Below are 21,639 nucleotides of genomic sequence, written 5' to 3'. Positions count from 1 at the left end.
CTAACGGATCAGTGCAGGATCGGTATGAGCGCGCTGTTTCACATTCAGAGACACACTGACCTTCGGGTCCGGATCGGCGACTTGGCCAGTCAGCACGACCTGAACCGGCAGGCGTTTCAGCAGGCCTCCGATTTTCCGCACCGGCCACCAGACTCAGGGGCCGAATGATTGCCTGCCGAGCTTAGAGCACGTCCAGCGAAACCTTGACCCGATCCATCACAACCGCCGTTTTGAACCGGCTTATGTTGCTTTCGTCGAAGAAATGCGTCTGGGTGAATTCCTCGTATTCCTTGATATCGCGCACGGTCAGGATCAGCAGGAAATCCGCCTCGCCGGTGGTGTAGTAACACTGCTGCACACAGGGGGCTGCGCGCATCTTGCGTTTGAACGCTTCAAGATGGGCGCGGTTCTCGCGTTCCAGCAGCACCTCGACGATGATGGTCATTTCGCGGCCCAGCCTGCCCGGGGACAACACGGCAATCTCGCGTTCGATCACGCCCGTGTCGCGCAGCTTCTTCAACCGTTTCTGGACTGCGGGAGGGGACAGGCCCACATCCTGGCTGAGGCTCTCGGCAGTCAGCCGGGCGTTTTCCTGCACAAGGCGGAGGATTTGCAGATCTGTGTCATCCATGGTCCGATATTCGTCTCGAAATGTGTGCTCAGCAATGAAATTCGTCGTGAATCGAAGGAAATTCCATGTCCTGCCGCCCGAATCTGAGCCTACACTTGCCAGATGAGAACAAGGGCGGGACATGACCAGGTTCAATGAAAAACTGACCAGGCTGCGCCGGGCGTTCCACCGCGACCCCGAGCTGGGCTTTCACGAGCTGCGCACCAAGGCCCGCGTTGCCGAGGCGCTGCGCGACCTGGGGGCCGAGGTGCATGAAGGTGTCGGGGTCGTCGGCGTGCTTCGCGCGGGGCAGGGCAACCGCGCCATCGGCCTGCGCGCCGATATGGACGCGCTGCCGATCACCGAAGCTTCGACCCACGCCTACCCGTCCGAGACACCGGGTGTCATGCATGCCTGTGGCCACGACGGGCACATGACCATGCTGCTGGGGGCCGCTGAACGGCTGGCCACGGAACAGGGGTTCGACGGCACGGTCGTGCTGATCTTTCAACCGAACGAGGAACATGGGCTGGGCGCCCGTGCGATGATCGGCGAAGGTGTGCTGGAACAGTTTCCCATCGAGGAGGTTTTCGCCATCCACAACCTGCCCGGCGCGCCCTTGGGGCAGGTCTCCACCCGGGCCGGGCTTATCTGCAATTCCGAAAGCCTGTTCGAGATTACCATACAAGGCCAGGGCGGCCATGCCTCGATGCCTCAGGTTGGCGTGGATGCGATCACCGTGGGGGCCGAACTGGTCGGTGCGCTGCAGACCATCGTGTCGCGCAAGCTTTCCCCGGGGGCGGGTGCGGTCGTCTCGGTGACGGAATTCCTGACCGACGGGCAGCGCAACGTGCTGCCCGGTCGCGCTGTGCTGAAAGGCGATGTGCGCGCCGGCGCGCCCGATGACCGCACACGGATCGAGGCCCTCCTGCGCCAGATTTCCGCCGGGGTTGCGGCCGCCCACGGGGTCAAGGTTTCGGTCGATTTCCGCACCGAATTCGTCGAGACAATCAATGCGCCCGAGCCTGTTCAGGCGGTCTACCGCGCCGGGGAGGCCGCGGGCTGCGAGGTGATCCGCAATCGCAAACCGATGACCTTCTCCGAGGATTTCGCCCATTTCGCCGCTGCCGTACCCGGTTGCTTCCTGCTTCTGGGCAATGGCACCGAAGGCGCCCACGGACAGCCGCTGCACGCGGCGGATTACGACTTCAACGACGCCCTTCTGCCGATCGGGGCGGAATTCTGGGTCCAACTGGTGCGTGACCGGCTGCCCGAAGGAAAGGACTGACCATGCTTGACGCATTTGCCACCGCCGCCCTGTCCCATGTGGCGGGCAGCCCGACCGGGGGGCGGGCCGCCTACACTGTTCTGTCCGAACAGGATTTCGCCGCCTCCTGGGCCGAAATCACCGCCTGGTCCGGCTACGCGCCCACGCCACTGGTGGCTCTGGCAGACCTGGCCCGCGAACTGGGGCTCGCGCGGATCGACTACAAGCACGAGGGCCCGCGTTTCGGCCTGGGCAGCTTCAAGGCGCTGGGCGGATCCTACGCGGCCCTGCGCGTGCTGCAGCGCGAACTGTCTGACCGGCTGGGCCGCGCGGTCAGCCTGGAGGAGATCCGCACCGGCGCCCTGCGCGAGGACTGCGCGCAGATCACGCTGGTCTCGGCCACGGATGGCAACCATGGCCGGTCGCTTGCCTGGGGGTGCCAGATGGTTGGTGCACCCTGTCGCATCTACATCCATGCCGAAGTCAGCGAAGGCCGCGCGAGCGCCATGCGTGAACTGGGCGCCGAGGTGATCCGCATCGACGGCGATTATGACGCGTCAGTCGCACTGGCCCGGGACGAGGCGGAGGAAAACGGGTGGTTCGTCGTCTCGGACACTTCGTGGGAGGGCTATACCGCGCCGCCACGCGACGTGATGGCGGGCTACGGGGTGATGACACGCGAGGCCTGCGAGGGGTTGGATCACGCGCCGACCCATGTCTTTCTGCAAGGTGGGGTCGGGGGGCTTGCTGCCTCTGTCGCCGCCGCGCTGCGCCAGAATTACGGCGATGCCGCTCCGCGCGTTGTGATCGTCGAGCCCGAGCTTGCCGCCTGCCTTTACGAAAGTGCCCGCCAGGGAAAGGCCACGGCGGTTTCCATCGACGAAGAGACCATCATGGCGGGCCTGTCCTGTGGCGAGCCTTCGGAAATGGCCTGGGAGATCCTGGCCGAAGAGGCCAGCGACTTCCTGACCATCCCCGACTGCATCGTCGCTCCCACCGTGCGCCTGCTGGCGCAAGGCAGCCCTGGGGTCGAAGCGGGTGAAAGCGCCGTGGCCGGGTTGGCTGCCGTGATTGCCGCCTGCAAGGACGCGGGATTGAAGGCGAAACTGGGGCTGGATGCCAGCTCGCGCGTCTTGCTGATCGGGTCCGAGGGTGTGACCGACCCGGCGATCTTTGCCGCCATCATGGAAGGGGCCGATCATGTCTGAAGCCCCTCGGCGCGGCTTCCCCAAGGCGGAATTCGCGGCGCGTACCGCCCGCGCCCAGACAATGATGGCCGATCAGGGGCTGGACGGGCTGCTGCTGCTGACCGAACCCGAGGTGCGCTATTTCAGCGGTTTTCACACCCTGTTCTGGCAAAGCCCGACCCGGCCATGGTTTCTGTTCGTTCCCGCTGCCGGAGAACCCATCGCCATCATACCGGAAATCGGCGCCGACCTGATGCGCCGCACCTGGATCGAGGATATCCGCACCTGGTCCGCCCCCGCGCCGCTGGATGACGGGATTTCCCTGCTGACCGAGCTGCTGGCCCCCTATGCCGCGCGCAAGGCCCGGATTGGTGTGCTGAAAGGGCACGAGACCAGCTTGCGCATGCCGCTGGGTGACTACGAGCGGTTGATGGCGGGCCTGCCCGGGCTGGACCTGGCCGATTGCACCGGGCTGGTGCGGGCCCTGCGCATGGTGAAATCCGAGGCCGAGATCGAGAAGATCGCCCATATCTGCACCATTGGCTCGCGCAGCTTCGCCCGTGTACCGGAGCTGGCCTATGAGGGCCTGCCTTTCGAAGACCTGTTTCGCGCCTTTCGCCGCGAGGCGCTGGCACAAGGGGCGGATGACGTGCCTTATCTGGTCGGTGGGGCGGATCAGGGCGGCTATCATGACGTGATCTCTCCGCCCACGCCACGGCCCCTGGCGCGCGGCGACATCGTCATGCTGGACACCGGCGCGACCTGGGACGGCTATTTCTGCGATTTCGACCGCAACTGGGCGCTGGGGCAGGCGGACGACGCATCGCGCCGGGCCTATGACGTGCTCTGGCGCGCAACCGAGGCCGGGATCGCCGCTGTGCACCCCGGCGCCACTTGCCGCGAATTGTTCGACGCCATGCGCGGCGTGATCTCGGAGCTGGACGACGCGGGGGGCGACGTCGGCCGCCTAGGCCATGGGCTGGGCATGCAACTGACCGAATGGCCCTCGCACGCGGCTTTCGACGACACGGTGATCGAGGAAAACATGGTCCTGACCCTCGAACCCTCGCTGTCTTATGGTGACGGGCGTATCATGGTGCACGAGGAAAACATCGTGGTTCGGGCGGGTGGTGCCGCGCTTTTGACCACCCGCGCCGTGCCCGAATTGCCGGTAGTCTGAGGAGGTGCCATGAAACTGGCTTTCGACACTGACGGTGGCATCGGCACCCGCGCCACGCTGGGCGTGATCGTGCTGGAGGCAGACGAGACCCTGGAGCCCGAGTTTGCACGGATCATGGCGATGGAGGCTGTGGCGCTCTATCATAACCGCATTCCGATGGTGCCGGAGGTCCGCCCCGAAACACTTGCACGGATGGAGGCCGACCTGCCCGCCACCGCCCGCCAGTTTCCCGAGGCCACGAAGTTCGACGTGATCGGCTATGGCTGTACTTCGGCCTCCAGCGTGATCGGGTCCGACCGTGTGGCGGCCGCTGTTCACACCGTGCACCCGGACGCCCAAGTCACCGACCCGCTGGCCGCGCTGATCGCGGCCGGGCGGGCGCTGGGGGCAGAACGATTAGGCTTTGTCACACCCTACCTGCCCGAGGTCAGCCAGACGATGCGGGAACGGCTTGAGGCCGCGGGCTTCTCCATCGCCGGGTTCGGCTCCTTCGAGGAGGGTGACGACCGCGTGGTGGCGCGCATCAGCGAGGCGGCAATAGCCGAGGCGGCCATCCGCGTGGCCGGGGCCGCGCCCTGTGACGCCGTGGTGATCTCCTGCACCAACCTGCGTTGCCTGACGATCATTCCCGAGGTCGAGGCGCAGATCGGCCGCCCGGTGCTGTCCAGCAACCAGGCCCTGGCCTGGCACATGCTGCGGCTTGCCGGGATCACCGAGTCATTGCCGCAGTTCGGCAGGCTCTTTGCGGTGGCGGGCTGACCTCGCCACCGGCCCGGGTCAGTCACAGGCGGCGGTAACGATCATCTCGACCTTCAGCACGTCGCGCGCAAGTTTTGCCTCGCCACAGGCACGGGCCGGGGCGTGACCTTCGGGCACCCAGGCGTCCCAGACCGCGTTCATTTCGGCGAAATCCGCCATGTCGGACAGCCAGATCACGCATTGCAGGATGCGGGTCTTGTCGCTGCCGGCCTTGGCCAGAAGGTCCTCGACCTTGTCGAGGATGGCTTGGGATTGTTCCGCCACCGTGGGCGCGTCCGAGGTCTGGCCGCAGAGGTAGGCAACACCGTTGTGCTTGACGATCCTGCTCATGCGGGCGCCGGTTTCGATACGGGTGATTGTCATGGGGTTCTCCGGTTAAAGGCCCTTGCGGTCATAGCGGTCAATCCGGAAGGGGGACAGGTCGAATTCGCACCGTCCCGTCGGGATCAGACCAGCGTGATACTGGCGAAACGGTCCATTCTCTCCTCCCGTGGCGGCGGCATGGGGGTGCTCTTGCCCCCGGCCGATGGAATTCCGTCGCTTCCGGCGCGAGGTGGTGTTGCCGGTCCCGATGCTGCGCGCGGAGTTTCTGGCCCTGGAAAGCCGGATCGTACGCGGCTTGGACGGTGAAACCTGGCTGCCCTAGGTGCGGGCGTAGAACCGGCGCATCAGCATTGGGGTCAGGTACATGGGCAACTGGTAGCAGCCCAGGAACAGAAGCAGCGGTTCAACCTGTGCGGCGGGCAGGCTGACCAGGAACAGGGCCACGTTTCGATTGCCTGCGACAATGGCGAAGGGCACGGCCTCGTGGGTGGGGGCGATCCGCCGTGCGGTGTAAAATGTCACCACCTGCAGGCCGAAATTCACCGCAAAAACCAGGATCATCCAGCCCAGGGCATCCAGAGGGCGGGCCTCCAGGGCCGGGCGCAGGGCAGACATGAGCCCCACGACAATGACCACCAGCGCCAGCGTCATCGCGCCATCCATCTGTCGGACCCGTGCCGGGGACGGGGACCAGAACCTGCGCAGGGAAAACCCCAGCGCCACCGCCACTGCGATCACCGCCAGAAGCCGTAGTGCGCCCCAGACCGCGGCGCCGAAATCGCCCAGCTGCGGCAGCAGCCAGAACACCGGCAACATGGTCAGGGGCACCAGCGCCGTGCCGAGAAAGAGCAGGCGAAAGGCGGGTTCGGGGTCGGCGCCCAGCAGCAATGACAGGTTCGGCGAGCCGGTCAGCGCCGGGGCCGACAGCATCAGAAGCAGCGCCAGCGCCACCGGCGTGTCCAGCAGCCCCGCAAGAGCCAGCACCGCCATCACCGCCAGCGGCAGGGCAAGTTGCAGAATTAGCACCATGCGCAGGGAACCCCGCCCCTGCCGCAGCCCGCGCCATGTCTCGGTTGGGCCGATCCTGAGCGCAGTCAGGAACAGCAGAAGTGTCACCAGATGCGCCAGCCAGGATTTCAGCGCGAGCGCAACCGAAGGCAGCGTCAACCCCGCCACCAGCCCGGCCACAAGGGCCAGGCGCCCGTGACGGGCCAGGGCTTCGAACAGGGCCCCCATTCTAGCCAGGGGTCGAGCGGATGTTCTCGGGCAGCCAGGTCGCAAGCTCGGGCCAGACCACCAGGATAACCACCATCAGCATCATCAGCCCGACCATCGGGATCGCGGTCTTGGCGATATAGCTGATCTCGTGCCGGGTCATGCCCTGCAGGACGAAGAGGTTGAAGCCGATCGGCGGGGTCACTTGTGCCATCTCGACCACCACAACGATGAAGATGCCGAACCAGATCACGTCGATCCCGGCCTGGCGGATCATCGGTTCGACAATGGCCATGGTCAGCACCACCGACGAGATCCCGTCCAGGAACATGCCCAGAATCACGTAGAAGATCGTCAGCGCGACGATCAGCGCGACGGGCGACATGTTCAGGCTGTCGATCCATTCCGCCAGAGCGCGCGGCAGGCCGGTAAAGCCCATCGACAGCGACAGGAAGGAGGCCCCCATCAGGATCAACGCAATCATCGCCGAGGTCCGCGTGGCGCCCATCAGCGACTCGGTAAAGGTCGACCAGCTGAGCGACCCCTGCGTGGCGGCCAGGGTCAACGCGCCCAGCACACCCACGGCGGCGGCTTCGGTCGCGGTGGCGAAGCCCAGGTACATCGACCCGATCACCGTGCCCACCAGCATCAGAACCGGGATCAGGAAACGGCTTTCAGCCACCATCTGGCCAAAGCTCATCGGCGGTTCCTGCTGCGGCCGCTCGCCCTTGCCGAAGAAATGCCAGAACACGATATAGGCCATGAACAGCCCGGCCAGCACCAACCCCGGAAAGACGCCGGCCATGAACAGCTGGGTAATGCTTTCATTGATGGTCACGCCATAGACGATCAGGGTCAGCGACGGCGGGATCATCAGACCCAGGGTGGCGGCGCCGGCCAGGGTGCCGATGATCATGTGCTCGGGATATCCGCGTGCCCGCAGTTCGGGGATCGACATCTTGCCCACCGTGGTCAGCGTGGCCGCCGACGAGCCCGACACCGCGGCGAAGATCGTGCAGCCGGCGATATTGGTGTGCAGAAGCCCGCCCGGCAGCTTGCGCATCCATGGGGCGAGGCCGCGGAACATGTCCTCGGACAATCGGGTTCGATACAGAATTTCACCCATCCAGATGAACAGGGGCAGGGCGGTCAGGGTCCAGCTCGATGCACCTGTCCAGATCGTGGTGATCATCGCGTCGCCCGCCGGGCGCGAGGTGAACAGCTCCATGCCCACCCAGGCCACGCCCATCAGGGCAAGGCCGATCCAGACCGAGCTGCCCAACAGGGTGAACAGCACGAAGAGAAAGATCGCGGTTGCATAGAATTCATTCATTCGACCGCCTCCCCGACGATGCTGGGTTCACGGTTGACCAGAAGTCGGGTGAGATAGTCCCAAAGCGCGACCGCCAGCAGGACCGAGCCGATCGACATTGGCAACTGCGGCAGCCAGACCGGGGTATAGACCCACTCGGAGCCGGTTTCGGCCCATATCTGCGGCCAGTCGCCGGGCCAGGTGCCGAACATGGACACGAAGGTCAACAGCCATTCGGGCACGAAATCCTGCCCCTGGGTGCGGTCGTTCAGCATCTCGGACAGGATGTTGGTCTTGATCGCGTAGCGGGCGAAATAGGTGGCGGTGATCGCGGCGACCAGCATGGCCAGTGCGTCCAGCCACACATGGGTGAACCTGTTGAGATTCAAAAAAACCGAGACGCGGATATGTGCACCGCGCGTCAGCGTGTGGGCCAGCGCGAAGAACGAGGTCGCCGCCATCGCGTATCCCGCATATTCGGTGGAACCGGGGAAGGTCAGCAGGGACCACCGGGCAATCATCTGCGCCACGATCAACAAAAGGATCGTGACCATGCAGCAGGCTGCAAGTACACCCGCGCCGGTATAGATCCGGTCCAGAATGCGCCAGACGGGTCTCAGGATACGGCCCATGCGGGGCCCCTGGACGATGCAAAGAAGCGCCAGGCAGGACGGCATCACGAAAAGCCAGACCCATAAAGGCAGCCCCAGAAAAGATTGCCAGTCACGCATGACCTTCTCCCTTCGGGTGGTGGTTGCAGCACAGCCCCGCCCGCGCGAGGCGGACGGGGCCGGTTCTGAATCCGTGGATCAGTCGGCGTAATAGGCATCCAGGATGGCCTGGCCATCCTCGCCCACGGTGGCCAGCCAGTCGGCGGTCATCTTGGCGCCGATTGCCTGCAGTTCTTCCAGGAATTCGGGACCGGCGTCCTCGACCGACATGCCGTTGGCGGCAAGCTGTTCGAAATACCAGTCGGCCAGTTCCGCCGACTTGCTCGAACAGTCCGCGCCGGTTTCATCTGCTGCCTTCTGGACCGCGGCCTGGGTGTCGGCCGACAGGCCGTCCCAGATGCCCTTGTTCACCATCACGTAGTTGCGCGGCAGCCAGGCGTTGACCTTGTAGTAGTGGGTCAGGTGCTCCCACACCTTGCGATCATAACCGGTCGAGCCGGAGGAAATGAAGCTTTCCGCCACCCCGGTCGCCAGCGCCTGGGACAGCTCGGCGGCCTCGACCTGAACCGGGATCATGCCCAGTTCTTCGGCGAAGGTGGCCGTAGCGGTGTTGTAGGAGCGGAACTTGACGCCCTGGGTGTCCTGCGACGAGCCTACAGGCTTGTTGAAATAGAACCCCTGTCCGGGCCAGGGGCAGGTGTAGAGCGCAACCAGGTTCAGGTCCGCCAGCTGCGCATTCACCTTGTCGCGCGCCGCCTGCCACAGTTTCTCGTTATCCTCGTAGGAGGTGGCGACGAAGGGCAGGTTGTCCCACCCCAGCAGGGGGGCCTCGTTGGCATGGGCCGACATGAAGCGTTCACCGATCGGGGCCTGACCGGTCTGGATCGCGCGCTTGATCTCGCCGCCCTTGAACAGAGAACCGCCCGCATGCACGGTGATGTCGATCTCACCGCCGGTGTACTCACGCACCCTGTCGGCAAAAACTACGCCCATTTCCGAATGGAAATTGGTTGCCGCATAGGCCATCGGCATGTCCCAGCTTTCCGCCGAGGCCGTGCCCGCGCCCAGTGCCAGAACCGCCATGGCGGTGGTCATCTTGAAACCGTTGATTTTCATTTTCATTCTCCCTGGTTGGTTTGTTTTTGAGTTCAGCCTAGCGGGAAAACCGCATCGGCGCATAGGGGCGCATGTCGATGTTCGACGGTGTGCCGGTGATCATGTCTGCCACCATGCGCCCGGTTTTCGGCCCGCCGGTCAGGCCGATATGGTGATGCCCGAAGGCGGTGAAGACGCCTGTGCCCCTGACCTCGCCGATCAGGGGCAGGCTGTCGGTGGGGGCGGGGCGGAAGCCCAGCCACTCCTCTTCCTCGGTCGCGGTGAGGGTCGGAAAGACCTCCCTGACCTTCTTGCGCAACAGCTTCAGCGGCCCGGGAGAAAGCTCGTCACTCATCCCGCCGAACTCGACCACACCGGCGCAACGCACACCCTGGTCCATGCGCACCGCGACGAACTTGCCCGAGGTCAGCATCATCGGATTTCGGGGCGTCTCGCTGGGTCCCTTGAAGACGATGTGATATCCGCGCTCGGCTTCTAGCGGAACTTTCAGGCTCAGCTTGTCCATCAGGGGGCCGGACCAGATACCGGCGGAGAGCACCGCCTGGTCACATTCAAACCGGCCCTGATTGGTCTCGACCGCTTGTATACGTCCGCCGGAGAGGTCGAAGTCCTTGACCTCGGCCCGGATGAACCGGCCACCCATCTGCTCCAGCAGCGCCACCAGATCCTTCACGTAACCTGCCGGATTCAGGATGTAGCCGTGGTCTTTCAACACCGCGAGCAGCCCCATCTCGGGGCTCAGGATCGGCTCGCGCTCGCGCACCTCGCCGCCCTCGACCAGCTCGGGTACGAAACCGGCGTCTTTGCGCAGCTCCCAAATGAAACGGTCGGCGTCAAACGCCGCGCGATCGCGATAGACGAAGCTGTAGTCGCTGGGCTGAATCCATTTTGCGGCCGTGGTTCCCCGGGTCAGAGCCTGGTGCTGCTCCAGGCTGTCGCCGACCACATGGCTCAGCCCCTGTGAAATGCGCCGGGTATCCTTGGTGTTCGCATGGGACAGGTAGCGCATCAGCCAGGGCGCAAGTTTGGGCAGGTAGCCCCAGCGGAGGAACAGCGGGAAATTCGGGTCCAGAAGATAGCCCGGCCCCTTGGCCAGAAGCCCAGGGGTCGTCACCGGCACGACCGAGCAACTGGCCAGGATGCAGCCGTTTCCATAAGAGGCGCCCATGCCCGGTTCGCCCTTGTCGAGCAGAGTCACCTCGACGCCCGCGCGCCTGAGCCAGATGGCTGTAGCCGCGCCGACAATGCCTGCGCCGACGATGACGACGTGTCTGGTTTCCATGGTCGGTCCCGTTTCTGTCCTGCCGAACACAGTGACCCCGGGGCAGTATCATTTCAAATACTAAGATATGGCAATCGCATCACGAAAACTTATACTTCCCCCATGAAACTCAGATTCCGCCAACTCCAGGCCTTCCATGCGGTGGTCGAGACCGGCACCGTCACCGGGGCCGCCCAGCAATTGGGCATCTCGCAACCCGGCATCTCGAACCTGCTGTCCCAGCTCGAAGCGCAATCCGACGTGCCCCTGTTCGAACGGGTCCATGGCCGGCTTGTGCCGACCCCGGAGGCCGGGCTCCTGTTTCAGGAAGTCGACACGGTGGTGCGCGGGCTGGATCAGGTGACGCAGACCATGCTGGACCTGCAGAACAAGAAGGTCGGCCAGCTGCAGGTCGCCTCTCAACATTCCATGTCCTTTGGCTTCGTACCAAAGCTGATTTCACGCTTTGCCGGGGATCGGCCGGGGCTGAACATCTCGTTCCAGTCGCAATACTCCTCGAAGGTGCAGGAATGGGTCGTGGCGGGCCTGTTCGAGATCGGCATCTGCGAGCTTCCGCTGCTTTATGACAATCTGAACACCTACCCGCTGCATGTGGAGACCCGCCTGGCGATGCATGAGGACAACCCGCTGGCCCGGCACGCGGTGCTGACCCCCGCGCTGCTGGAGGACGAACCCTTCATCGTCATGGGGCCCGACCATATGACCCACAGGCGCCTGCGCGAGGCGTTTCACAACGAGGGTATTGCCCTGCGCACCCGGGTGCACTCACACCTGTTCAAGAACCTTCTGAGCTTCGTCAAGGAGGGCATGGGCGTGTCGATTCTGGACCGGTTCGTGCTGGATTACGATTTCGAAGGCGGGTTCGTCACACGGCCCTTTGCACCTACGATCATGATGGACATGGCCGTCATCACGTCGAAAGCCCGGCCCCTGTCTCAGGTGGGCCGGGACTTCCTGGGTCTACTGCTGGAAGAGCTTGCGCCCTATTCCGCCGAGGGCTATCCGCCGCTCGTCGCGGACTAACCCATCCAGCGGCGCACCGGTGCGTTGCTTTCCTCAAGCGGCTGGGTAACAACATCAATCAGGGTCGGGCCGTCATGGGCGATTGCTTCGCGCAACACGCGGCCCAGGTCCGCCGGATCCTCGATCCGCCAGGATTTTACTCCGTAGGCCGCCGCCACCGCCGCCTGATCGGTGCGGTTGAAGTCGACGTTGTAGTAACGCGCGTCTTTGTCGGCGTATTGACTGGCCTTGATCCAGCCGAAGTTCGAATTCGAAAAGACGATATAGGTGATCGGCGCCCCCACGCGGGTGACGGTCTCCAGCTCGCCACAGGTAAAGCCGAAAGAGCCATCGCCCATCAGTGCAACGGTTTTCGAGGCTGGCCGCCCGAACCAGGCGCCCAGTGCCGCCGAAAGCGAATATCCCAGGGCACCATGGGCCCGGTTGGTGATGAAATGCCGCCCGGCCCGAGGCAGTTGGTAATAGGCCGAAAAATAGGGGCAGCTGGTGCCGGGGTCTGATACCACCGTGGCATCGGCGGGCAGGACCTTCATCAGCTCGGCGATCACACGTTCCGGCCGGATCGGGGCTTGGTCGCTGGTAGCAAGCTGGTCGAAGAGCTCGAACTTGCGGCGCTTGATGTCGGCCACGGCGGCCGCCCCTCCGAAGGTCTCGACGCCCTGGCCCCGGGCATCGAGAATCGCGTTCACCTCGGCCAGGGCAAGGCGCAGGTCGCCAACGACACCGACCTCGGTCCGGTAATTTGCTCCGATGACCATCGGGTCATTGTCGAAATGCACGATGCGCGTGCCGGGGCCGGGGGCCTCCCAGCGTGAGGTGGTGGTGGAGCCCGCGCGCGCGCCCATGAAGACGACGAGGTCCGCGGCTTCCATCGCTTCCCAGGTCTGGTCGGTGCCGCCGTTGGAACCGACCACGCCGACGCAGTTGGGGTGGATCTCCGCCAGCGATCCCTGACCCGAGATCGATGTGGCCACCGGAATATCCAGGCGTTCAGCGAGTTGTGCCAGCTCGCCCATCGCGCCGGCAATCACCACCCCGCCGCCACAGACGATCAGCGGCGATTTTGCCGACAGGATCGCGTCCAGCGCCGCCTCGGCCGCGCCGGGTTCCGGCGCTTGGCGGTAGGCCGGGTAACTGGCGGTCCTGTCATCCGCCCAGATATCGGACGGGTCAACCGGATCGTATTGCACGTCATAGGGTAGGCCGATATGCGCAGCACCCGAACGCCCCGTGGTCATCGCCCGGAACGCGCCCCTCACCATGCGCGGGATGTGATCGGCGCGTTTGATCACCGTGTTCCACTTGGTCAGTGGGCGCATCAGGGCCTCCTGGTCCACCTCGGTCAGCGGGTACTTCCCGTAGCTTGCGACCGAGATGTCGGTGGTGATGCCCAGAACCGCATAGGAACTTTCCGAGGCTTCGATCAACCCGGGCAGGATATAGGTTGCCCCGCCGCCCGAGGGGCCTTCGGCCACCCCGACCCGCCCTGTCACCCGGCTGTAGCCATCCGCCATATAGGTCGCACAGCGTTCGTCGCGGGTCAGCACATGGGTCATCTGGTGATCCAGGCGCAGCAGCGCGTCATAGAAGGGCAGTGTGGTGTCGCCGCACAGACCGAAGATGTGGCGCACGCCCTGGGCTTCCAGCATTCGCACCATCGCCTCGGCGCCATTCATCGCATTGCATGTCTCGGGGGTCTTCTCGGGGCGCATCGCCGTGTCTCCCATCGCAGAAACGGTGCGCGGCAGAATCGCACACCAAATTGAATACAGCTTTGTATGACGACTTGCGCACAAAAGAAAGAGCCGATAGTTTGACCGGGACTCAAACAGGGAAACCGGCCATGAAATCCGCAAGCAATGTCGACAGGCTTTATCGCCAGCTGCGTGAGATGGCGGCGGATTTCGCCTTCAAGCCGGACGAGCGCATCAATGAAAGCGAGCTGGCCACCCGGCTGGGCGCCAGCCGCACTCCGATGCGCGAGGCGCTCAATCGCCTCACCGCCGAGGGCTTCCTGACCTTTCAGAGCGGACGCGGCTTCTTCTGCCGCCCTCTGACCCCTGCACGCATCCTTGAGCTTTACGAGGCCCGGGTGGCGATCGAATGCGAGGGGCTGCGCCTGGCCTGTGGCCGTGTCGGCGATGCTCTGCTTGACGATCTTGCGCGCCATCTGGACGAGGTCGAGCCACGGTATGCGGCCTGTTCGGACCCCAATGAGCTGTTGGCGATGGACGAGGATTTCCACATGCGCCTCATCACCCTGTCGGGAAATGGTGAGCTGGTGCGTATGCTGCGAAACCTCAATGACCGCATCCGCTATGTGCGCCTGATCGACCTTCAGCGCATGCGCGAACGGGTCGAGGGAGGGCAGGGCAACTCGTTGGAAGCACATCGGGCAATCCTGTCGGCCCTAATGGCCCGCGACACCGCCGCAGCCGACAAGGCCATGCGAGCCCATATCACGCGACGTCAGGAAGAGGCCACCGAGGCGGTTCGCATCGCCTATTCGCAACTCTATGTTCCCGTGGACTGAGGCGGGCAGGAAAGGACACCCATGCAAAGAGGCGGCAAGACGGTCTACGGCGCGGCGGTCGGCATTCTGATGCTGGAAACGCAATTTCCCCGCATTCCCGGCGATATCGGCAATGCGCTGACCTGGGATTTCCCGGTGCATTACCGCGTGGTGCGGGGCGCGACGCCCGACAATGTTGTACGCGCCGACCCCCGGCTTCTGGTTGATGACTTCATCGAAGCAGGCCGCGACCTCGTGCGCATGGGCTGCGACGGGATCACCACGAATTGCGGCTTTTTGGCGCTGATCCAGGACCAGGTGAAGGAAGCGCTGGGCGTACCCGTCGCGACCTCGTCGCTGATGCAGGTGCCCATGGTCCAGACGCTTCTGCCCGCAGGAAAGCGGGCGGGGATCATCACCATTTCGAAGGCCACGCTGACCGAGGAACACCTGGCCGCCGCCGGGGTTCCGCTGGATACGCCGATCGTCGGCACCGACGAGGGGCGCTGTTTTACGCGTGACATCCTGGGGGACGCCCCCGAGATCGACTTCGCCGCCTGCCGCCTTGATCTGGAAGACGCGGCACGCCAGCTGGTCGCAGACCACCCGGAGGTCGGCGCTATCGTGCTGGAATGCACCAATATGGTGCCCTATGCGCGGGACATCCGCCGTATGACCGGGCTGCCGGTCTTTTCGATCGAGACCTTCGTCACCTGGTTTCAATCCGGCCTGATGCCGCGCGGTTTCGACATGGGGTTGCACGACCCGCGTTGGTGATGCCCGCCCGGCACCCTACCAACCTGCAACCCTGGGCAAATGAAACAGATATTTCCCGATGACGTTCTTTTCTGCGGAAGGCAACGTCCGTTCAGCCGATCAATTTTGTGTCCCCGGTGCGACAATCCAGGCAGCTCCTCTGTCCGGAAGGTTGCACGGAATGCGGCAGCCATGGGCGTAGCGCGCCGCTGCCGGTAACGGTCGCCAAAGCTACTGAGCCTAAATTCGCCTTGCGCCCTGCCAGTCCCGGCAGGGCGCTGCCTCCTCTGTCAGAAGGTCTTGCTCAGATATCAAGCGAGATCCACAGAACCACCGCATCCTCGTCCCCGACCGTGGTACAGCAATGGCCCATGCCGCTGTCATAATAGACGCTGTCACCTACGCGCATTTTCAGCGGGCGGTAATGCTCCGAATGGAACACCAGCTCGCCGGACAGGACGAACATGAACTCCTCGCCCGTATGGCGGACCCAGTTGTCGAACTCGCTGATATCCCGTGCCCGAATGGTGGAGATATAGGGCAGCATACGCTTGGAGGAGAGTTCGTTGCACAGCAGTTCGTGGTGATAGGTGGGGGTGTCCTTGACCTCGCCCTGACCGGCCGGGGTGAAGTCGCGCCGGCCTGAAATGTTGCTTTGCGGGGCCTGCACGAAAAGCTGTGGTGTTTCCAGCCCCAGGGTCTGGGTCAGCCGTCGGATGATGTCGAAACTGGGCCGGGTCTGGTTGTTTTCGATTTTCGACAGGGTCGAGCGGCCGATACCCGCGGCCTGTGCGGTTTCCTCCAGGGTCAGGTTCTTGGATTTGCGGGCCTCGCGAATCATCCGGCCCAGAACCTCGCCATCCGGGGCCTCGCCCCCTTCTGCTGACGGGGTGGCCTGCTCTTCGATTTCGACTTCCATCCTGAAATCTCCCTTGTTCTCCCGAAGCTTAATTCCGCCGCCTGTGGCTGTCAAAGTATCCAATTGCACACAAATGTTGCATTCTTCCTCAAAGTTTCCTATGAGAAACACAAATTCCCGCTTAGGAAACATATTCCATTATATGCGACATATGGAATGTGGCGGGATAGAGGAGGAACGCATGTACGACCTGATTGTGATCGGTGCCGGACCCGGCGGCTATGTCGCTGCCATTCGCGCGGCCCAGCTGGGGTTGAAAGTGGCCTGCGTCGAAGGGCGCGGCAGCCTTGGTGGCACATGTCTGAACGTGGGCTGCATCCCGTCGAAAGCGCTGCTGACCTCCTCGGGCAAATATGCCGAGCTGAAGCATCTGGCCGCCCATGGCGTATCGGTCGAGGGCGCGAGCCTCGACCTGGGTGCGATGATGGCGCGCAAGGACAAGGTTGTTGGCGACCTGACCAAGGGCATTGCCTTTCTGTTCAAGAAAAACGGTGTCGACCTGATCGAGGGCTGGGCCACCATTCCCTCCGCCGGTGCGGTCAAGGTCGGTGAAACCACCTACGAGACCGCCAATATCCTCATCGCCTCCGGTTCCGAGCCTACCCCGCTGCCGGGTGTCGAAATCGACGAGGGGGACGTGCTGTCCTCGACCGGTGCGCTGGCGCTGGAGGCGGTGCCTGAGCACCTCGTGGTGATCGGCGCGGGCGTGATCGGGCTGGAGCTGGGCCAGGTCTGGTCGCGGCTGGGTGCCAAGGTTACGGTCGTGGAATACCTCGACCGGATCCTGCCGGGCATTGACGGCGACATTGCGAAACTGGCGCAGCGTGCCCTGTCCAAGCGCGGGTTGAAATTCCAGCTGGGCCGCGCGGTGCAGGCGGTCTCCAAGGGCGACGCAGGCCTGACCCTGACCATGGAGCGTGTCGGCAAGGGCACCGAAGAAACCCTTGAGGCCGACAAGGTGCTGGTCGCCATCGGCCGTCGCCCGGTGCTGGGCGGTCTGGGGCTGGAGGCTCTGGGTGTTGCGGTGAACGCCCGTGGCTTCATCGAAGTGGATGAAACCTTCCGCACCTCTGTCCCCGGCATCTATGCCATTGGCGACTGCGTGCCCGGTCCGATGCTGGCCCACAAGGCCGAAGAAGATGGCGTCGCCTGTGTCGAGCACCTCGCCGGTCTGGATGCTCACGTCGATTACGGCACCGTGCCCGGCGTGGTCTATACCGATCCCGAGGTGGCTTCGGTCGGGCAGACCGAAGAGGTGCTGAAGGAAGCTGGCGTCGACTATATCACCGGCAAGTTCACTTTCATGGCCAACTCCCGCGCTCGTGCCTCGGGTGAAACCGATGGTGCGGTCAAGGTTCTGGCCACGCCCGAAGGCAAGCTGCTGGGCGCGCATATCTGTGGCGCGCATGCGGGCGACCTGATTTCCGAGCTGGTGCTGGCCATGACCAAGGGCGCCACGATCACCGAGGTCGCCGCCGCCTGCCACGCGCATCCCTCGATGGCCGAAGCGGTCAAGGAAGCCTGCCTGGACGCGCTCGACCGCGCCCTGCACGCCTGAGGCCCGGCCCATGAACATCCAGACCCCGCCCCGCCTGCGCCACCCGGAAAAGGCCCACAAGCCTGACAGTGTGATTGCCCGCAAGCCGCGCTGGATCCGCAAGAAACGCATTGAATCGGCTGAGTATTACGAGACCCGCCGCCTGATGCGCGACAAAAAACTGTCGACCGTCTGCGAAGAGGCCGCCTGTCCCAACATCGGCGAGTGTTTCTCGCACCAGCACGCGACCATGATGATCATGGGCGAGACCTGCACGCGGGGCTGTTCCTTCTGCAACGTGACAACCGGCAAGCCCGATGCGCTGGACATGTTCGAACCGGGCCGCGTGGCCCAGGCGGTGAATAAGCTCGGCCTGCGCCATGTGGTGATCACCAGCGTGGACCGTGACGATCTGGCTGATGGTGGGGCAGAGCACATCGCCCAGACCATTCGCGCCGTGCGCCACCAGAACCCGGGCACCACCGTCGAGGTGCTGACCCCCGACTTTCTGGGCAAGGGCTCTGCGGGTGAAGCCGTGTTCGAGGCCGCACCGGATGTGTTCAATCACAACCTTGAGACCGTACCGCGTCTATACCCGACCGTACGGCCCGGCGCGCGTTACTATCAGTCGCTGCGTCTGCTGGACGATGCCAAGCGGGCCAACCCGTCTCTGTTCACCAAATCCGGCCTGATGGTCGGCCTGGGCGAAACGATGGAGGAAGTGCGCCAGGTGATGGACGACCTGCGCGCCGCAGATGTCGATTTTCTGACCGTGGGCCAGTACCTGCAGCCCACCCCGAAACACCATCCGGTGGACCGGTTCTGGACCCCGGAAGAATTCGAAACGCTGGAACGCGCCGCGCGCGCCAAGGGCTTCCTTGGTGTCTCGGCCACGCCGCTGACGCGGTCGTCGTTCCACGCGGACGAAGATTTCGCGGCCCTCAAGCAAGCCCGCCAGGCGGCGCTTGCGGCACGGGCCTGACAGAGGACGCTAAGGGGAGGAAACCATGGAAGCGTTGTCAAATTTTGTAGGCTGGATCAACGGGATCGTCTGGGGGCCATTGATGTTGGTCCTGATTCTGGGGGTCGGGCTGTTCCTTCAGATCGGCTTGAAACTCATGCCGATCCTGAAGATCGGTAAAGGGTTCTCGCTGTTGTGGAGCGGTCGTACCGCGCATGGCGACGGCCAGATCACGCCATTCCAGGCGCTGATGACCTCGCTGTCGGCCACGATCGGCACCGGCAATATCGCGGGCGTCGCCACGGCCGTGTTCCTGGGCGGGCCGGGTGCCTTGTTCTGGATGTGGATGACCGCCCTTGTCGGCATGGCCACCAAGTATGCCGAGGCCGTCTGTGCGGTGAAATATCGCGAGCAGGACGAGCTGGGCAACTATGTCGGCGGCCCGATGTACTATATCAAGAACGGCCTTGGTTCGGGCTGGTACTGGCTGGCCCCGGCCTTTGCGGGCTTTGGTGCCATTGCCGCCTTCGGTATCGGCAACACGGTGCAGGCCAACGGTGTGGCCGACGTTCTGAACACCAACTTCGGTATTCCGGAGATCGGCACCGGCGTGGTCCTGATGGTCCTGACCGGCGGCGTTGTCCTGGGTGGTATCACCCGCATTGGTGCCGTCGCTGAAAAACTGGTGCCGCTGATGGCTGTCTCGTACATCCTGATCGGTCTGGTGGTTCTGCTGCTGAACGCCGGCGAACTGGGCAACGCCCTGAACCTGGTCTTTACCCATGCCTTCACCCCCTCGGCCGCCGAAGGTGGTTTTGCGGGCGCCGCCGTCTGGGCCGCGATCCGTTTCGGTGTGGCACGTGGCGTGTTCTCGAACGAAGCTGGTCTGGGCTCCGCGCCCATCGCTCACGCTGCCGCCGAAACCGCCGGTCCGGTGAACCAGGGTCTGGTCGCCATGCTGGGCACCTTCATCGACACGATCATCGTCTGCTCGATCACCGGTCTTGCGATCATCGCCTCGGGGGCCTGGACTTCGGGTGAGAGCGGTGCCGCGCTGACCTCGCTGGCTTTCGAAACCACCCTGCCGGGCTTTGGTGGCTACCTGATCGCCATCTCGCTGTCGGTCTTTGCCTTCACCACGATCCTGGGCTGGTCCTACTATGGCGAGAAATGCGTCGAGTTCTTCCTGGGCGTCAAATCCCTGGTGCCGTTCCGCATCCTGTGGTGCGTGGCCGTGCCGCTGGGCGCGACCGCGAACCTGGGCTTCATCTGGCTGCTGGCCGATACGCTGAACGCGATGATGGCCATTCCGAACCTGATTGCGCTCGCGCTGCTGAGCCCGGTCGTCTTCAAGGTGACGAAAGAGTTCTTCGCCACGGACGGGGCCACCGAACCGGACCGCCCGGCGGCCGAATAACAGACCTGTCCGGGGGGCGGTCGGCCGCCCCCCGGACATCCCAAGACCAGGAAATGCTACAATCGCGCCACAGGAGGCCGACATGACCGACACACCCAAACGCACGCCGCTTTACGACCTGCATGTCGAACTGGGCGGCAAAATGGTGGATTTTGCCGGCTGGGAAATGCCGGTCCAGTACCCGCTGGGTATCATGGGCGAGCACAAACAGTGCCGCGAGAAAGCCGCCCTGTTCGACGTCAGCCACATGGGTCAGGTGATCCTGAAAGGCGAAAACGTGGGCGAGAAGCTCGAAGCGATCTGCCCGCAGGCCTATGCCACGCTGAAGGAAGGCAAGGCGCGCTACGGTTTCTTCACCAATGACGACGGCGGCATTATGGACGACCTGATCGTTTCCAACGCCGGGGACCACTTCTTTGTCGTCGTCAACGCTTCGATGCGTCACCAGGACATTCCGCATATGGCGGCCAACCTGGACGGTGTAGAAGTGACCGAGATTTTCGACCGCGCGCTGGTCGCGGTTCAGGGCCCCGCCGCCGAAGAGGTCGTGGGCAGCCTGTGCCCCGCCGTGCGGGAGCTGAAATTCATGGAAACCACGGTGGCCGAGATCCTGGGCGCCGAGTGCCGGATCTCGCGCCTGGGCTACACCGGCGAGGACGGGTATGAGATTTCCATCCCCGAGGACCGCGCCGTCGAAGTGTCCCGCGCCTTCCTCGCCCACGAGGACTGCGAGGCCGCCGGTCTGGGCGCGCGTGACAGCCTGCGGCTGGAAGCGGGCCTGTGCCTCTATGGCAATGACATCGACACCACCACCTCGCCGATCGAAGCCTCGCTGAACTGGGCAATCCAGAAGCGTCGCAAGGAAGAGGGCGGTTTCCCCGGCGCGGACCGTATCCAGCGGGAGCTGGCCGAGGGTGCTGCCAGGAAACTGGTCGGCATCAAGCCCGAAGGCCGCGCCCCGGCCCGTCACGGTGTCGAGGTGCAGAGCCTCGAAGGCAACACCATCGGCGAGATCACCTCGGGCGGCTTCGGTCCCACCGTCGGTGGCCCGGTCGCCATGGGTTACGTCGCCAAGGGCCACGGCGCGCCCGGCGAAAAGGTAAACCTGATCATCCGCGGCAAGGCACAACCGGCTGAAATCGTTGCCCTTCCCTTTGTCCAACAGAACTACAAACGCTGAAACCTGGAGCCAGCATCATGACCACCTATTACTCCGAAGAACATGAATGGATCACCGTCGAAGGTGACACCGCCACCCTGGGCATCACCCAGCACGCCGCCGACCAGCTGGGCGAGATTGTCTTTGTCGAACAGCATGGCCAAGGCGACGAATTCGACAAGGGCGAAGAGATCGGCGTGATCGAAAGCGTCAAGGCGGCGTCCGAAATCTACGCCCCGCTGGATTGCGAAGTGATCGAGGTGAACGGCACCCTGGAAGAGACCCCCGGCGCGCTGAACGAAGCCCCCGAGGGCGACGCCTGGATCTACAAGATCAAGCTCAAGGACCTGTCGCAGCTGGAAGACCTGATGGATCTGGACGGCTACAAGGCCCTGATCGGCTGAATTTCCTTCCCCGCCGGGCATCGTCTGG

At 63.9% G+C, this 21,639-nt stretch carries 21 protein-coding genes; 12 read left to right on the top strand and 9 right to left on the bottom strand.

All coding sequences use genetic code 11. The annotated features are described in order from the left end of the window. Positions 1-181 precede the first annotated feature (181 nt). The gene (locus Q1V43_RS04895; RefSeq protein ID WP_300514646.1) at positions 182-631 is read right to left on the bottom strand and encodes an Lrp/AsnC family transcriptional regulator; all 450 of its coding nucleotides are present in this window, start codon (positions 629-631) and stop codon (positions 182-184) included. A gap of 121 nt (positions 632-752) precedes the next feature. Between Q1V43_RS04895 and Q1V43_RS04890 the strand changes: the two genes are divergently transcribed. Genes Q1V43_RS04890 through Q1V43_RS04875 form a run of 4 tightly spaced genes read left to right on the top strand, consistent with a single transcriptional unit; the run spans position 753 to position 5,003 of the window. Next, positions 753-1,898, top strand: coding sequence for an amidohydrolase (locus Q1V43_RS04890; RefSeq protein ID WP_300514644.1), 1,146 nt, complete (start codon positions 753-755; stop codon positions 1,896-1,898). A gap of 2 nt (positions 1,899-1,900) precedes the next feature. Beyond that, positions 1,901-3,085 (top strand): diaminopropionate ammonia-lyase, encoded by a 1,185-nt coding sequence (locus Q1V43_RS04885; protein WP_300514641.1) that lies wholly within the window; start codon positions 1,901-1,903, stop codon positions 3,083-3,085. Next, complete coding sequence (locus Q1V43_RS04880) at positions 3,078-4,244, top strand: Xaa-Pro peptidase family protein (RefSeq protein WP_300514638.1); 1,167 nt, start codon at positions 3,078-3,080, stop codon at positions 4,242-4,244. Before Q1V43_RS04885 ends, Q1V43_RS04880 begins: the two co-directional genes overlap by 8 nt. Positions 4,245-4,253: 9 nt before the next feature. After that, positions 4,254-5,003: an Asp/Glu racemase gene (locus Q1V43_RS04875; protein ID WP_300514635.1), complete on the top strand. Its 750-nt coding sequence runs from the start codon at positions 4,254-4,256 to the stop codon at positions 5,001-5,003. A gap of 18 nt (positions 5,004-5,021) precedes the next feature. On the opposite strand, the gene Q1V43_RS04870 is transcribed toward Q1V43_RS04875, so the two are convergent. The 6 genes from Q1V43_RS04870 to Q1V43_RS04845 all read right to left on the bottom strand — a co-directional run bounded on the left by Q1V43_RS04870 (position 5,022) and on the right by Q1V43_RS04845 (position 10,923). Further along, positions 5,022-5,366, bottom strand: coding sequence for a RidA family protein (locus Q1V43_RS04870; RefSeq protein WP_300514633.1), 345 nt, complete (start codon positions 5,364-5,366; stop codon positions 5,022-5,024). Positions 5,367-5,645: 279 nt separating this feature from the next. Continuing rightward, on the bottom strand, positions 5,646-6,563 hold the full coding sequence (locus tag Q1V43_RS04865; protein WP_300514631.1) for a hypothetical protein: 918 nt from the start codon (positions 6,561-6,563) through the stop codon (positions 5,646-5,648). 1 nt (position 6,564) lies between these two features. Continuing rightward, the gene (locus Q1V43_RS04860; protein ID WP_300514628.1) at positions 6,565-7,875 is read right to left on the bottom strand and encodes a TRAP transporter large permease subunit; all 1,311 of its coding nucleotides are present in this window, start codon (positions 7,873-7,875) and stop codon (positions 6,565-6,567) included. After that, positions 7,872-8,585 (bottom strand): TRAP transporter small permease subunit, encoded by a 714-nt coding sequence (locus Q1V43_RS04855; RefSeq protein WP_300514625.1) that lies wholly within the window; start codon positions 8,583-8,585, stop codon positions 7,872-7,874. The genes Q1V43_RS04860 and Q1V43_RS04855 overlap by 4 nt, the downstream gene beginning before the upstream one ends. A gap of 78 nt (positions 8,586-8,663) precedes the next feature. Next, complete coding sequence (locus tag Q1V43_RS04850; RefSeq protein WP_300514758.1) at positions 8,664-9,620, bottom strand: TRAP transporter substrate-binding protein; 957 nt, start codon at positions 9,618-9,620, stop codon at positions 8,664-8,666. Positions 9,621-9,678: 58 nt separating this feature from the next. Beyond that, a complete protein-coding gene (locus Q1V43_RS04845) occupies positions 9,679-10,923 on the bottom strand; it encodes an FAD-binding oxidoreductase (RefSeq protein WP_300514621.1) in 1,245 nt (414 codons plus the stop codon). 102 nt (positions 10,924-11,025) lie between these two features. Between Q1V43_RS04845 and Q1V43_RS04840 the strand changes: the two genes are divergently transcribed. Continuing rightward, entirely contained in the window at positions 11,026-11,946 is a 921-nt protein-coding gene (locus Q1V43_RS04840; protein WP_300514618.1) for a LysR family transcriptional regulator, read from the top strand. On the opposite strand, the gene Q1V43_RS04835 is transcribed toward Q1V43_RS04840, so the two are convergent. After that, the gene (locus Q1V43_RS04835; RefSeq protein WP_300514614.1) at positions 11,943-13,658 is read right to left on the bottom strand and encodes a thiamine pyrophosphate-binding protein; all 1,716 of its coding nucleotides are present in this window, start codon (positions 13,656-13,658) and stop codon (positions 11,943-11,945) included. The two genes, Q1V43_RS04840 and Q1V43_RS04835, sit on opposite strands and share 4 nt — an antisense overlap. A gap of 131 nt (positions 13,659-13,789) precedes the next feature. Between Q1V43_RS04835 and Q1V43_RS04830 the strand changes: the two genes are divergently transcribed. After that, positions 13,790-14,479 carry a GntR family transcriptional regulator gene (locus Q1V43_RS04830; RefSeq protein ID WP_300514612.1) on the top strand — a complete coding sequence of 230 codons (690 nt, stop codon included), beginning with the start codon at positions 13,790-13,792 and terminating at the stop codon, positions 14,477-14,479. A 21-nt stretch (positions 14,480-14,500) separates the two neighbouring features. Then, complete coding sequence (locus Q1V43_RS04825) at positions 14,501-15,235, top strand: aspartate/glutamate racemase family protein (protein ID WP_300514609.1); 735 nt, start codon at positions 14,501-14,503, stop codon at positions 15,233-15,235. Between the two features lie 283 nt (positions 15,236-15,518). On the opposite strand, the gene Q1V43_RS04820 is transcribed toward Q1V43_RS04825, so the two are convergent. Further along, positions 15,519-16,133 (bottom strand): XRE family transcriptional regulator, encoded by a 615-nt coding sequence (locus Q1V43_RS04820; protein ID WP_300514606.1) that lies wholly within the window; start codon positions 16,131-16,133, stop codon positions 15,519-15,521. A 181-nt stretch (positions 16,134-16,314) separates the two neighbouring features. Between Q1V43_RS04820 and lpdA the strand changes: the two genes are divergently transcribed. The 5 genes from lpdA to gcvH all read left to right on the top strand — a co-directional run bounded on the left by lpdA (position 16,315) and on the right by gcvH (position 21,611). Then, positions 16,315-17,691, top strand: coding sequence for a dihydrolipoyl dehydrogenase (gene lpdA / locus Q1V43_RS04815; RefSeq protein ID WP_300514604.1), 1,377 nt, complete (start codon positions 16,315-16,317; stop codon positions 17,689-17,691). Positions 17,692-17,701: 10 nt separating this feature from the next. Beyond that, entirely contained in the window at positions 17,702-18,652 is a 951-nt protein-coding gene (gene lipA, locus Q1V43_RS04810) for a lipoyl synthase (RefSeq protein ID WP_300514602.1), read from the top strand. 25 nt (positions 18,653-18,677) lie between these two features. Further along, a complete protein-coding gene (locus Q1V43_RS04805; protein ID WP_300514599.1) occupies positions 18,678-20,048 on the top strand; it encodes a sodium:alanine symporter family protein in 1,371 nt (456 codons plus the stop codon). Between the two features lie 82 nt (positions 20,049-20,130). Then, entirely contained in the window at positions 20,131-21,228 is a 1,098-nt protein-coding gene (gene gcvT, locus Q1V43_RS04800; protein ID WP_300514596.1) for a glycine cleavage system aminomethyltransferase GcvT, read from the top strand. A gap of 17 nt (positions 21,229-21,245) precedes the next feature. After that, positions 21,246-21,611 (top strand): glycine cleavage system protein GcvH, encoded by a 366-nt coding sequence (gcvH, locus tag Q1V43_RS04795; protein WP_300514594.1) that lies wholly within the window; start codon positions 21,246-21,248, stop codon positions 21,609-21,611. The last annotated feature ends 28 nt before the right edge of the window (positions 21,612-21,639 follow it).

Source organism: Aliiroseovarius sp. (assembly GCF_030148435.1).
Taxonomy (GTDB): Bacteria; Pseudomonadota; Alphaproteobacteria; order Rhodobacterales; family Rhodobacteraceae; genus JASBTN01.
This window is presented reverse-complemented; position numbering and strand designations above follow the sequence as displayed.